Here is a 12,507-nt window from a genome sequence, read left to right as displayed (position 1 = left end):
CCAGGTAAATATCCAGCGTGAGCGGGTCGAAGGTGCGCTGGCTGGAGTAGTCGAAGCTCAGGCTTTTAAGCAGATATTTATCGGCCGCCGCATACATGGCGTAGTGGTGGCCTTCGTTGAGCACCACGGTGTAGTCGCCGTATTCCGGGTCGGACGTCACGAACTGAATGAGTTCATCGGTATCCAGGTCGTAAAGCTTGACCTCGGCCTTGAGCGGCTTTTTGGTGTTGGCATCAAATACCCGCCCTTGCGTGTAGGTGCTGGTTTCGCGGGCCTTAACGGGTGGCGGCACGGCAAAGCCGAACAGCTCAACGGGCCGCTCCCGCACCATGCGCGAGCCCGCGGCGGGCTCATCGGTAGCGCGGCTGCGCGAGCAAAAGCCCCGCTGGTTGTCGGAGGTGATAAAGAGGGACGCTTCGTTTTCGAAGGTATTGAGCGGGTAACCCAGGTTGCGGGGCTCGCTCCAGGTGCCAGCAGCCGTCTTTTCGCACCGAAACACGTCGAGGCCGCCCATGCCCACCAGCCCGTCGGTGACGTAGTAGAGCGTGGTGCCGCTGGCGTGGATGAAGGGGGCCATGTCCTTGCCCACCGTATTTACCGGTGTGCCCAGGTTTTTGGCGGGGCTCCATTTGCCATCGGGCTGCAGGGTGGTCACGTAAATATCTTCCTGCCCCTGGCCGCCCCGGCGCGTGGAGGTGAAGTACAGAGTCCGACCGTCGGCCGAGAGCGTGGGCTGCGAGTCCCACTCCGCCGAATTCACGTTGGTGCCCAGGTTGACCGGGGCACTCCAGTTGTTGCCGGTGCGCCGCGAAATGTACAGGTCGCAGTTGCCAATGGCTTTGGGCCGGTCGCAGGATGCAAAAACCAAAGTCTTGCCATCACCCGAAATTGAGCCCGCCCCCTCGTTGTAGCTCGTGTTAATAGCCGACGAAATGGGCACTGGCACCCCCAGGGTACCGTCCTTGTTCTGGCGGCTCACAAACAGGTCTTCGCCGCTGCTGGCCGCCGGGCGGCCGGTAAACAGCAGAAAGCGGTTGTCGGCGGTGAGGGCCGGGAAGTACTGAAACTTGAAGCTATTGAGGGGCGCGGGCAGCGGCACCGGAGCTTCGCCCACGGGCTCCTGCATGGCCTTGAGCGCAAACTCGCAGGTCAGCATCTGGCGTTGCGATTTGGCCATGTTGCGCTGCGTTTTGGGCGCCACTTTCATCAGCTGCTTGTAGGCATCGAGCGCCGTTTGGTACTCGCCGTAGCTCAGGGCCAAGTCGCCCAACAGCTGGTACTCCGAGGCATGAGCCGCCTCGGTTGGCACCTTGGTCAGGCCGTCGCGGTAGGCGGCCAAGGCGCCGCGGTTGTCGCCGATGGCCTTCAACAGCGAGCCCTTCAGCAGGTAGGCCTCGCCAAAAGACGGAAACTTCTGGTTGAGCTGGTTGAGCGTCTCAATGGCCTTGATAAAGTCCCGGGCCTTAACCTGCTGCTGGGCTTTTTCGAGCAGGCTGCGCGCCTTGGTGTTGGTAGGGGTCTGGACCCGAACGGGAAGCTGGCTCCAGGCCGCGTCTGCAGTAGTCAACCACAGTATAAATATAATTCCGAGGCGAAACGCCCCCAACTCGAACAGACGGTGCATAGAGTCAGCTACGGGATATCAAGGTATTTATGCGTTTGAAGCGATACCTGCCAGCGCGGGTGCTGCTTCACGTATTCTACTAATTCGGGCGTCATGCGCGCGGCCCGGCTCCACTCGGGCTGCAGATACAGGCGGGTGGTGGCGGGTACCAACGCCGCGTGTTCCTCAGCCCATATAAAATCATGCCCATTAAAAACCACCACCTTCAACTCGTGGGCCACGGCCAGCACCTCGGGCAGCGGAGCCTTGAATTTTTTTGGCGACAGGCATATCCAGTCCCAAGTGCCCGAGAGCGGATGGGCCCCTGAGGTTTCGAGCCAGGTGCGGCAGCCCGCCGCGTGCAGAGCGGCCGTGAGCGGGCCCAGCTCGTGCATTAGGGGTTCGCCCCCGGTGATGACCACGTCGCGGCCGGGGTAAGCCAGCACGGCCGCCACCAGTTGCGCCACCGACTGGCGCGGGTGCGCGTCGGCATCCCAGGAATCCTTCACATCGCACCACACGCAGCCCACATCACAGCCGCCAAGGCGGATGAAGTAGGCAGCACGGCCGGTGTTGTAGCCCTCGCCCTGAATGGTGTAAAACTGCTCCATTACGGGGAGCATAACGCCCGCCGCGGTAGCCGGCACCGCACCATTGGGTGCAACTATTTCAGAGGAAAGTATATTCACGGAAATCATAACGTAACGCGTCAGAAAGCTAAGCTTCCTGAACGCAGGCAAAGGAACACACCGTTCCCAGGGCCGGACTTTAAAAGTACGGCACGGGGTAAGGTTAACCAAATATTCCTAAATTCAGGCGCTTGCCTTCGGATAAATTTCTCCCTTGGCGGCGCGCAGGGTATTGAGCAGCAGCATGGCAATGGTCATGGGACCCACGCCCCCCGGAACCGGCGTAATAGCCGACGCTAGGGGCGCTACTTCGGCAAAGTTGACGTCGCCCTTCAACGTGTAGCCACTCTTCTTGGTAGCGTCCGGCACGCGGGTCGTGCCCACGTCGATGACCACGGCGCCGGGCCGCACCATGTCGGCCGTCACGAACTCGGGTCGGCCAATGGCCGCCACCACAATGTCGGCCGTCCGGCAAATCTCCGCGAGGTTCTCAGTCCGCGAATGACATAAAGTAACAGTACAGTTAGCGGTATCTAAGTTCTTAGCTAACAGTATACTAACTGGCGTGCCCACAATATTCGAACGGCCAATAACCACTGCGTGCTTACCACTCGTTTTGATGCCTTGCCGGCTCAGCAGTTCCACGATGCCTGAGGGGGTGGCGGGCAGCAAGGCCGGTAGGCCGGCCACCATGCGGCCGATGTTCATGGGGTGAAAACCGTCAACGTCCTTCTCCGGCCGGATGGCTTCAATCACCTTTTCGGGGTTGATGTGCGCCGGCAGCGGGAGCTGCACGATGAATCCGTCAATTTCCGGGTCGTGGTTTAGTTCGGCTACTTTGGCCAGCAGGGCGGTCTCGGTGATATCGTCCTCATAGCGCAGTAGCGTGGATTGGAAACCGACCCGCTCGCAGGCCAGCACTTTGTTGCGCACATAAGTTTCGGAGCCGCCGTCGTGGCCCACGAGGATGGCGGCCAAGTGCGGCACCTTTTTCCCCTCGGCTTTGAGGGTGGCTACTTCAGCTGCGATTTCAACTTTGATGTCTTCGGCGGTTTGCTTGCCGTCGATGAGGTTGTTGGTGGTTACGGAAGTCATAAAATATTATGTGTCATCCTGAGCACAGCGAAGGACCCTTTCACGCCTCGCGCTGCAAGTGGTTAGCAAATCTGACAAAGGCAGCCGTGATACGATGCTTTCTCAATCAGCATGACAAAACGCAAAAAAAATACGGCCCGAAAGCCGCATTTTCAATAATTAATCAATTTTCAGAACTGCCAGAAAGGCTTCTTGCGGTATCTCCACAGAACCCACGGAGCGCATTCGCTTTTTGCCTTCTTTCTGCTTTTCGAGCAGCTTACGCTTCCGGCTGATGTCGCCGCCGTAGCACTTGGCAATTACGTTTTTGCGGAGGGCTTTCACGGTTTCGCGGGCAATGATTTTCTGCCCGATAGACGCCTGGATAGCAATGTCAAACATCTGGCGGGGCAGCAACTCGCGCAGCTTCTCGCAGAGGCGGCTGCCCCACTGGTAGCTCTTGGAGCGGTGCACGATGGCCGAGAGGGCGTCCACCTTTTCCCCGTTCAGCATCACGTCGAGCTTCACCATGTCGGCTTCGCGGAAGCCAATCAGTTCGTAATCGAGCGAGGCGTAGCCGCGGCTGATGGTTTTGAGCTTGTCGAAAAAGTCGAATACTATTTCCGACAGCGGCAGCTCAAAGGTCATTTCCACCCGTTCGGACGTGAGGTAGGACTGGCCCTTAATGATGCCGCGCTTGTCCATGCACAGCGTGATGATGGGTCCCACGTACTCCGCAGCCGTAATAATCTGGGCCTTGATGAAGGGCTCTTCGATGAGCTTAATCAGGTTGGGCTCCGGCATTTCACTCGGCGCGTTGATGGTCAGCAGCTGGTCCTTGGTGCCAATGGCGTGGAACTGCACGCTGGGCACCGTGGTGATGACCGTCATGTTAAACTCGCGCTCCAGCCGCTCCTGCACAATTTCCATGTGCAGCATGCCCAGAAAGCCGCAGCGAAAGCCGAAGCCCAGCGCCACCGACGTTTCGGGCTCCCACACCAGCGAGGCGTCGTTGAGCTGCAACTTCTCCATGCTGGAGCGCAGCTCTTCGTACTCGGTGGTTTCAACGGGGTAGATGCCGGCGAATACCATCGGCTTCACATCAGCAAAGCCCTGAATGGCATCCTCGGTGGGCCGGTTAACGTGTGTGATGGTGTCGCCCACCTTCACTTCGCGGGCTTCTTTGATGCCCGAGATGAGGTAGCCCACGTTGCCGGCGCTCATTTCCTGGCGCGGCTCCTGGTTGAGGCCCAGAATGCCGATTTCGTCGGCGCCGTACTCTTTGCCCGTGGCCATGAACTTTACCTTGTCGCCCTTGCGCATGGTGCCGTTCTTGATGCGGAACAGCACTTCGATGCCGCGATAGGAATTGAAAACCGAATCAAAAATCAGCGCCTGCAAGGGCGCTTCCGGGTCACCTTTAGGGGCCGGAATCCGGTCGCAGATGGCGTTGAGAATGGCTTCGATGCCGATGCCGGTTTTGCCCGAGGCGTGAAGGATGTCGCCGGGCTCGCAACCAATCAGGTCCACAATCTCGTCGGTCACCTCCTCCGGCATGGCGTGCGGTAGGTCGATTTTGTTGAGCACCGGAATAATTTCCAAATCGGCCCCAATAGCAAGGTACAGGTTGGAAATGGTCTGGGCTTCAATGCCCTGAGAGGCATCCACAATGAGCAAGGCGCCTTCGCAGGCCGCAATGCTGCGGCTTACTTCGTAGCTAAAGTCGACGTGGCCGGGCGTGTCAATCAGGTTCAGCGTGTAGATTTCCCCTTTGTAGGGGTACTGCATCTGGATGGCGTGGCTCTTGATGGTGATGCCGCGCTCCCGCTCCAGGTCCATGTTGTCGAGCAGCTGGGCCTGCATGTCGCGCTTGGCCACGGTGCTGGTAAACTCCAACAGGCGGTCAGCCAGGGTGCTTTTACCGTGGTCGATGTGGGCAATAATGCAAAAGTTACGAATATTCTTCACAGAGGGCAGTTTTTCAGTTCGCGAAGGTACGAAGGCCGGGCGCAAAAGCCAGCCGGCGGCCATCCACCGGGTGGGCCGCCCCTGTTAACATTCTCACTGCCTGCTTAGATTTGTCGATTACCCCTTTTTGCCTGCATTGCTAGGCCGCTTATGCAACCGGAAACTGCTACCCTGCCATCCTCCACTCTGCAAACCGAGAAGGGGAAATTTTTGATTACGGCAGCCAACAGCGCCGCCATCTACGTGCTGACCTATTACCTGGTGTGGGGGCTCCAGCAGGTAGCCGAAGTGGGCGTGGCTTGGTTTTATGGCCTGCACGGCACCTGGGGGCCTAGCCGCATAGCCTACACCATGGCCGACGCGGAATGGTGGCCCGTGGCCATTATTACCGCCCACGGCATTGGGCCGCTGGTGAGCGTGCTGCTGGGTGTGGCTGCCTTTGCCTGGTACTGGCGCAGCGAGCGGGCCCAGCGCGGCCTTTTCAAGCTCCTGCTGCTGTGGACGGCGTTTCATTGCTGCAACGCCGTGTTTGGGGCGCTGCTCACGGACACGTTTGTTCAGTCGGGCTTTTGGTACGTGCCCGACTGGCTGTTTCAGGCTGGGACCGTGGTAAACACGCTGCTGGCTGTGCTGGCCGGGCTAGTGCAGGTGGCGCTGGGCTATTTTGGGGCAATGGCCTTTTTGCAGGCCCACGATTCGCGCACGGTGATGCAATTCGCCAACGCCGGCGGATGGTGGTGACCACCTTGGTAGTTCCCTGGCTTATTGGAGGCGCCTTAATTGCCCTGCTCAAGCTCTCGTACTTCAGCCTACAGGAAGGCCTGCACCTGGTAGCGATGGGGCTGCTGGTGGCCCCCATGGCTGCAGCTTGCCTTAACGAACTGTTTTCTAATACAGTACGGCGCCCGCAGCCTACCTATGTGGCGTGGGGGCTGGTGGGGCTAGCCCTGGTGTTGGCCCTGGCCTGGCGCGCGCTGCTCAGCCCGCCCGTGCTTTTTTAGGAGCTGCCGGGGCAAGCTCGGGGCCGGTAGCCTGACTTCTACAATCGTCGCAATCCTGGGCGGGTACTGTACCAAGGTGGGGCCGATGGCAAACATGCCGGGCCGAAAGTCGTTGTAAGAGGAAACCTTTTCTTTTACAAATCCAACAACACCATGGGAATTACTCTAGCACAAGCGCAGACGGCCCTCCAGGCCGCCCACCAGAAAGCCGTTGACATGAACGTCAAGATGAACATTGCCGTGGTTGACGCCGGGGCCAACCTCGTCGCGTTCATCCGCATGGACGACGCCTGGCTCGGTTCGCTGGATATTTCCATCAAAAAAGCCAAAACGGCCCGTTTCTTCGACATGCCTACCGGCGCCATCGGCGGGTTGTCGCAGCCCGGCGGCTCGCTATATAACATTGAGCATTCCAACGGCGGCCTCATCACCTTCCCCGGCGGCATCCCCATCAAGGGGCGCAGCGGAGGGGTAATGGGCGCCATTGGCGTTTCGGGCAGCAGCGTGGAAGACGACCACGCCGTGGCAGAAGCCGGCGTGCAGGCCCTGGAAGGCAAATAAGCTGCCCTAGCCGGCAGTGAAAACGTCATGCCGGGCGATGCCGGGCATGACGTTCTTTTTTTATCCACTTCATTTCTTATCCCCATCACCATGGCAAGCAACAGAGGCGTCGTTTACCTGAGTCCCGGCAAAGTCGAGGTTCAGAGCATTGATTTCCCGGAGCTGAAAAACCCCAAGGGCAAGAAAATTACCCACGGCGTTATCCTGAAGGTGGTTTCCACCAACATCTGCGGCTCCGACCAGCACATGGTGCGCGGCCGCACCACGGCCCCGGCCGGGCTGGTACTGGGCCACGAAATCACGGGCGAGGTGATTGAAGCCGGAGCCGACGTGGAGTTTCTCAAAAAAGGCGACTTGGTGTCAGTGCCGTTCAACGTGGCCTGTGGCCGCTGCCGCACCTGCAAAGAAATGAAAACCGGTATCTGCCTCACCGTGAACGAAGGGCGCGCCGGTGGCGCCTACGGCTACGTGGACATGGGTGGCTGGGTGGGCGGCCAGGCCGAGTACGTGATGGTGCCCTACGCCGATTTCAACCTGCTGAAATTTCCTAATAAGGACCAGGCCATGGAGAAAATACGCGACCTGACCATGCTGAGCGACATTTTCCCTACCGGCTTCCATGGCGCCGTGAAGGCAGGCGTGGGGCCCGGCACCACGGTGTATGTGGCCGGGGCGGGCCCGGTGGGCTTGGCAGCGGCCGCTTCGGCGCAACTGCTGGGCGCGGCCGTGGTGATAGTGGGCGACATGAACAAGGCGCGCCTGGCGCACGCCCGCTCCTTTGGCTGCGAAACCGTGGACCTCACCCTGGACGCCACGCTCACCGAGCAAATCACCCAGATTCTGGGCGTGCCCGAAATTGATTGCGCCATCGACTGCGTGGGCTTTGAGGCCAGCGGCCACGGCACCCAATCGAAAACCGAAGTGCCTGCCGCCGTGCTCAACTCGCTCATGGAAATCACCCGCGCGGGCGGCTCCATCGGCATCCCCGGCCTCTACGTGACCGAAGACCCCGGCGCCGAGGACAAAGCCGCTAAGACCGGCAACCTGTCCATCCGCTTCGGTCTGGGATGGGCCAAGAGCCACTCCTTCCACACCGGCCAGACGCCCGTGATGAGCTACAACCGCCAGCTCATGCAAGCCATTCTATACGATAAAGTGCAGATTGCGAAAGCCGTAAACGTGGAAATCATCAGCCTGGACCAGGCTCCCGAAGGCTACGCCGAATTTGATAGCGGCGTGGCGAAGAAGTTTGTGATTAACCCTCACAACCTGATTCCCGACGTGAAGCCTAAGGCAAAAGTTAAAGCTTCTGCTTAGGCATCTGCCCTAATAAACCAAAACAGCCCGGCTGCCTTAGAGGCAGCCCGGCTGTTTTGTTTATTAGTACTCGTGCTGAATTTACGCACTTTATTAAAACGTCATGCTGAGCTTGTCGAAGCATCTTTACCGCCACAGTAAACCTGATTACTTACGCAGTAGAGATGCTTCGGCAAGCTCAGCATGACGGCCATATGTTGTAACTCGCTAAACCTGCATAAGTACCTAATAATAAGCACAACGTGGGGTTACGCTACCTGCGTTTGGAAATCTTGTTGAAGGTAATATTTTTCTGCAGGGTGGATTTGAAGCGGGCGTCATCGACGGCGCTCTTGGCCTGGTGCTTGGTGGCGCGGCCCTGCACGCGGGCCCGCCACATGCGCCACGAAGAGGCTTTCATTTCCCGCCGCATCAGCTTGATGACTTCCGCTTCGGCAATGCCAAATTGCGCCTCAATGGCTTCGAACGGTGTGCGGTCTTCCCAGGCCATTTCAATGATGCGGTCAATGTCTTCGGGCGTTAGTTCGGGAGTTGTCATTTTGCTAGGGCAAGCGCGTTTGATTGTGGAATCTTTCGGTACCTAACAAGTAAGCCCGGAATTTGTCATGGCAGCACGAAGCGCGCCCTCTGCGTCACCGGGGCGTTATCCGTACCTTCGTGCACGTTTTTTATCCTCATGGCCGTGGACTGAAAGTCCGCGCTACTCCTACTTTATGCACCCTGCTCCCACCGCGCCCTACAAGCCTAAGAACCACGTTCGCATCGTCACCGCCGCCGCTTTGTTCGACGGACACGACGCGGCTATCAACATCATGCGCCGCATCATTCAGAGCAGCGGCGCGGAGGTAATCCACCTTGGGCACAACCGCTCGGCGCAGGAAATCGTGGATTGCGCCATTCAGGAAGATGCCCAGGCCATTGCCATTACCAGCTACCAGGGCGGGCACAACGAGTACTTCAAGTACATTTTCGACCTGCTGAAGGAGCGCGGCGCGGGCCACATCAAAATCTTCGGTGGCGGCGGCGGCGTGATTCTGCCTACTGAGATTGCGGACTTGCAGGGCTACGGCATCACCCGCATCTACTCGCCGGATGATGGCCGGGCCATGGGCTTGCAAGGGATGATTAACGACTTGCTGGAAAAGGCTGACTTCCCGACCGGTCAGAATTTGAACGGTGAAGCCGGCCATGTGAAGGAAAAAGATGCCCGCAGCATTGGCCGCCTGATTTCGGCGGCGGAGAACTTCCCCGAGGAGTTTGAGCGCGTTCGCGAGTTGTTAGTTGATAGTTATCAGTTATCAGCTTCGGGCGAAAATACAACCCAAAACAGCCTAACAACTGACAACGAACAACTGACAACTAAAGCCCCAATCCTCGGCATCACCGGCACGGGCGGCGCGGGCAAGTCGAGCCTGGTGGACGAGCTGGTGCGGCGGTTTCTGATGGACTTTCCAGAGAAGACCATTGCCATTATTTCCGTGGACCCCAGCAAGCGCAAAACCGGCGGCGCCCTGCTCGGCGACCGCATTCGGATGAATGCCATCAACTCGCCGCGGGTATACATGCGCAGTCTGGCCACCCGCCAGAGCAACCTCGCGCTGAGCCGCTACGTGCAGGATGCGGTGGACGTGGTGAAGGCCGCGAATTATGACTTGATTATTCTGGAAACCTCGGGCATCGGCCAGTCCGATACCGAAATCATCGAGCACTCCGACGCCAGCCTGTACGTGATGACGCCGGAGTACGGCGCGGCCACGCAGCTGGAGAAAATCGACATGCTCGATTTCGCTGATGTCATTGCCCTCAACAAGTTTGACAAACGCGGGGCGCTGGATGCGCTGCGCGACGTGCGCAAGCAGTACCAGCGCAACCACGGCCTGTGGGACACGCCCACGGACCAGATGCCGGTGTTTGGCACGATTGCCTCGCAGTTCAACGACCCGGGCATGAACCGGCTGTACCGGGCGGTGCTCAAGATGCTGGAAACCAAGACCGGAGCCATTTTCGCCTCGCACTTGGAAACCAGCACGTCGGACTCGGAGAAGATTTACATCATCCCACCGCACCGCACGCGCTACCTCTCCGAAATCGCCGAAAGCAACCGCGCCTACGACCAGCGCGTGCGCGAGCAGGCCAACATTGCCGAGGTGGCCGGCGCATTTGCCAAGCTGGAGGAGCACTACCGCGCCGAGAAAAAAGCCGACGACCCCACGGTGGAGGAGTTCAGCAAGAACAAGCAGACGCAGCTGCGCCGCCTCGATGCCGACAGCCAGGCCATTCTGGAAAACTGGGAGAGCACCCTGCAAAACTACCGCGACCCAGAGTACGTGTACTCGGTGCGGGGCAAGGAAATCCGGGTGCAGACGCATACCAAGTCGCTGTCGGGCAATATGATACCGAAAGTATCGGTGCCGCGCTACACGGGCTGGGGCGACCGGCTGCGCTGGGCCATGCAGGAGAATTTCCCCGGCGAGTTTCCGTACACGGCGGGCGTGTTCCCGTTCAAGCGCGAGGGCGAGGACCCGACCCGCATGTTTGCCGGCGAGGGCGGACCGGAGCGCACCAATCGCCGCTTTCACTACGTGAGCATGGGCCTGCCGGCCAAGCGCTTGAGCACGGCTTTCGACTCGGTGACGCTGTATGGCGAGGACCCCGACCACCGGCCCGACATCTACGGCAAAATCGGCAACGCGGGCGTGAGCATCGCCTGCCTCGATGATGCCAAGAAGCTGTATTCGGGCTTCGATTTGAGCGCCCCGAGCACGTCGGTTTCGATGACCATTAACGGGCCGGCGGCCACGCTGGCGGCGTTTTTCATGAACGCGGCCATCGACCAGAACTGCGAGAAATACATCCGTGAAAACGGACTGGAGGACGAGGTGAGCGCGAAAATGGACGCGCTGTACGCCGGCTACGGGCAGCCCCGCCCCCACTACCAGGGCGAATTGCCGGCCGGCAATGACGGCCTGGGCCTCCTATTGCTGGGCGTGACCGGCGACCAAGTGCTGCCCGCCGACGTGTACGCCGCCATCAAGGCCAAGACGCTGACGCAGGTGCGCGGCACAGTGCAGGCCGACATTCTGAAGGAAGACCAGGCGCAGAACACCTGCATTTTCAGTACCGAGTTTGCCCTGCGTTTGATGGGCGACGTGCAGCAGTATTTCATCACCGAGAAGGTGCGAAATTTCTATTCCGTCTCGATTTCGGGCTACCACATTGCCGAGGCGGGGGCCAACCCGATTACGCAGCTGGCGCTGACGCTGAGCAACGGCTTCACGTTCGTGGAATACTACGTGAGCCGGGGCATGAGCGTGAACGACTTCGCGCCGAACCTGAGCTTCTTCTTCTCCAACGGCATCGACCCGGAGTACGCCGTGATTGGGCGGGTGGCGCGGCGCATCTGGGCCAAGGCCATGAAGCTGAAGTACGGCGCCGACGCCCGCAGCCAGATGCTGAAGTACCACATCCAGACCTCGGGCCGCAGCCTGCACGCCCAGGAAATCGACTTCAACGACATCCGCACCACGTTGCAGGCCCTGTACGCCATCTACGACAACTGCAACTCCCTGCACACCAACGCCTACGATGAGGCCATCACCACGCCCACCGAGGAATCGGTGCGCCGGGCCATGGCCATTCAGCTCATCATCAACCGCGAGCTGGGCCTGGCCAAGAACGAGAACCCGCTGCAAGGCTCCTTCATCATCGAGGAGCTGACCGAGCTGGTGGAAGAGGCGGTGCTGCTCGAATTCGACCGCATCACGGAGCGCGGCGGCGTGCTCGGCGCGATGGAAACCATGTACCAGCGCGGCAAAATTCAGGAGGAAAGCATGCACTACGAAATGCTGAAGCACACCGGCGAGTACCCCATCATCGGTGTGAATACCTTCCTCTCGTCGAAGGGCTCGCCCACGGTGGTGCCGGCCGAAGTCATCCGCGCCACGGAGGAGGAAAAGCAGTACCAAATCGACATGCTCACCCTGCTGCACCAGCGCAACGCAGCCGAAACGCCAGCGCGCCTCAAGCAGCTCCAGCAAATCGCCGTGGCCAACGGCAACCTGTTTGACGAGCTAATGGAGACCGTGAAATTCTGCTCGCTGGGTCAGATTACGAACGCGCTGTTTGAAGTCGGCGGACAGTACCGGCGGAATATGTAGGGCTTCTATAAGTTATGAAAGCGTGTTACCTTGCTGAGGTAGCACGCTTTCTGTTTTTAGAACAACGTCACATCCGAAGCTATGGATTTTAATAACATAATTTGGCGGTGGTCTAATTTAAGGTGAGATTGTAATTGTCAATGACAATTTTAATGCGGGCGTTATGCATGGGCAAGGATTTGCTAAAGGAGCAGGAT

Annotated in this window: 10 protein-coding genes; 5 read left to right on the top strand and 5 right to left on the bottom strand. The window is 59.1% G+C overall.

The window, feature by feature from the left end:
* The 4 genes from BEN47_RS17480 to lepA all read right to left on the bottom strand — a co-directional run.
* A partial coding sequence (locus BEN47_RS17480; protein WP_239691650.1) for a tetratricopeptide repeat protein occupies positions 1 to 1,567 on the bottom strand: 1,567 nt, incomplete at its 3' end.
* A gap of 65 nt (positions 1,568 to 1,632) precedes the next feature.
* The gene (locus BEN47_RS17475) at positions 1,633 to 2,214 is read right to left on the bottom strand and encodes a 7-carboxy-7-deazaguanine synthase QueE (RefSeq protein ID WP_193427155.1); all 582 of its coding nucleotides are present in this window, start codon (positions 2,212 to 2,214) and stop codon (positions 1,633 to 1,635) included.
* A 201-nt stretch (positions 2,215 to 2,415) separates the two neighbouring features.
* Positions 2,416 to 3,327, bottom strand: coding sequence for a bifunctional 5,10-methylenetetrahydrofolate dehydrogenase/5,10-methenyltetrahydrofolate cyclohydrolase (locus tag BEN47_RS17470; protein ID WP_070730204.1), 912 nt, complete (start codon positions 3,325 to 3,327; stop codon positions 2,416 to 2,418).
* Between the two features lie 159 nt (positions 3,328 to 3,486).
* Complete coding sequence (gene lepA / locus BEN47_RS17465) at positions 3,487 to 5,274, bottom strand: translation elongation factor 4 (protein ID WP_070730203.1); 1,788 nt, start codon at positions 5,272 to 5,274, stop codon at positions 3,487 to 3,489.
* Between the two features lie 150 nt (positions 5,275 to 5,424).
* On the opposite strand from lepA, the gene BEN47_RS17460 reads away from it, so the two are divergent.
* The 4 genes from BEN47_RS17460 to fdhA all read left to right on the top strand — a co-directional run bounded on the left by BEN47_RS17460 (position 5,425) and on the right by fdhA (position 8,153).
* A complete protein-coding gene (locus tag BEN47_RS17460) occupies positions 5,425 to 6,015 on the top strand; it encodes a hypothetical protein (protein ID WP_070730200.1) in 591 nt (196 codons plus the stop codon).
* The gene (locus BEN47_RS17455) at positions 6,006 to 6,275 is read left to right on the top strand and encodes a hypothetical protein (protein WP_070730199.1); all 270 of its coding nucleotides are present in this window, start codon (positions 6,006 to 6,008) and stop codon (positions 6,273 to 6,275) included. Before BEN47_RS17460 ends, BEN47_RS17455 begins: the two co-directional genes overlap by 10 nt.
* A gap of 153 nt (positions 6,276 to 6,428) precedes the next feature.
* The gene (locus tag BEN47_RS17450; RefSeq protein ID WP_070730197.1) at positions 6,429 to 6,836 is read left to right on the top strand and encodes a GlcG/HbpS family heme-binding protein; all 408 of its coding nucleotides are present in this window, start codon (positions 6,429 to 6,431) and stop codon (positions 6,834 to 6,836) included.
* A gap of 90 nt (positions 6,837 to 6,926) precedes the next feature.
* Complete coding sequence (gene fdhA / locus BEN47_RS17445) at positions 6,927 to 8,153, top strand: formaldehyde dehydrogenase, glutathione-independent (RefSeq protein WP_070730195.1); 1,227 nt, start codon at positions 6,927 to 6,929, stop codon at positions 8,151 to 8,153.
* 253 nt (positions 8,154 to 8,406) lie between these two features.
* On the opposite strand, the gene BEN47_RS17440 is transcribed toward fdhA, so the two are convergent.
* Positions 8,407 to 8,691, bottom strand: coding sequence for a TIGR03643 family protein (locus BEN47_RS17440; protein WP_070730193.1), 285 nt, complete (start codon positions 8,689 to 8,691; stop codon positions 8,407 to 8,409).
* A gap of 175 nt (positions 8,692 to 8,866) precedes the next feature.
* On the opposite strand from BEN47_RS17440, the gene BEN47_RS17435 reads away from it, so the two are divergent.
* Entirely contained in the window at positions 8,867 to 12,310 is a 3,444-nt protein-coding gene (locus BEN47_RS17435) for a methylmalonyl-CoA mutase family protein (RefSeq protein ID WP_070730191.1), read from the top strand.
* Positions 12,311 to 12,507: the final 197 nt, after the last annotated feature.

This window comes from Hymenobacter lapidarius (assembly GCF_001816145.1).
In the GTDB taxonomy this organism is placed as follows: domain Bacteria; phylum Bacteroidota; class Bacteroidia; order Cytophagales; family Hymenobacteraceae; genus Hymenobacter; species Hymenobacter lapidarius.
This window is presented reverse-complemented; position numbering and strand designations above follow the sequence as displayed.

Bases quoted from the DNA above. Each gene is read 5' to 3' on its own strand.
- fdhA (WP_070730195.1), top strand. From the start codon at position 6,927: ATGGCAAGCAACAGAGGCGTCGTTTACCTGAGTCCCGGCAAAGTCGAG.
- BEN47_RS17455 (WP_070730199.1), top strand. From the start codon at position 6,006: ATGGTGGTGACCACCTTGGTAGTTCCCTGGCTTATTGGAGGCGCCTTA.
- BEN47_RS17470 (WP_070730204.1), bottom strand. From the start codon at position 3,327: ATGACTTCCGTAACCACCAACAACCTCATCGACGGCAAGCAAACCGCC.
- BEN47_RS17460 (WP_070730200.1), top strand. From the start codon at position 5,425: ATGCAACCGGAAACTGCTACCCTGCCATCCTCCACTCTGCAAACCGAG.
- BEN47_RS17440 (WP_070730193.1), bottom strand. From the start codon at position 8,691: ATGACAACTCCCGAACTAACGCCCGAAGACATTGACCGCATCATTGAA.
- BEN47_RS17435 (WP_070730191.1), top strand. From the start codon at position 8,867: ATGCACCCTGCTCCCACCGCGCCCTACAAGCCTAAGAACCACGTTCGC.
- BEN47_RS17475 (WP_193427155.1), bottom strand. From the start codon at position 2,214: ATGGAGCAGTTTTACACCATTCAGGGCGAGGGCTACAACACCGGCCGT.
- BEN47_RS17450 (WP_070730197.1), top strand. From the start codon at position 6,429: ATGGGAATTACTCTAGCACAAGCGCAGACGGCCCTCCAGGCCGCCCAC.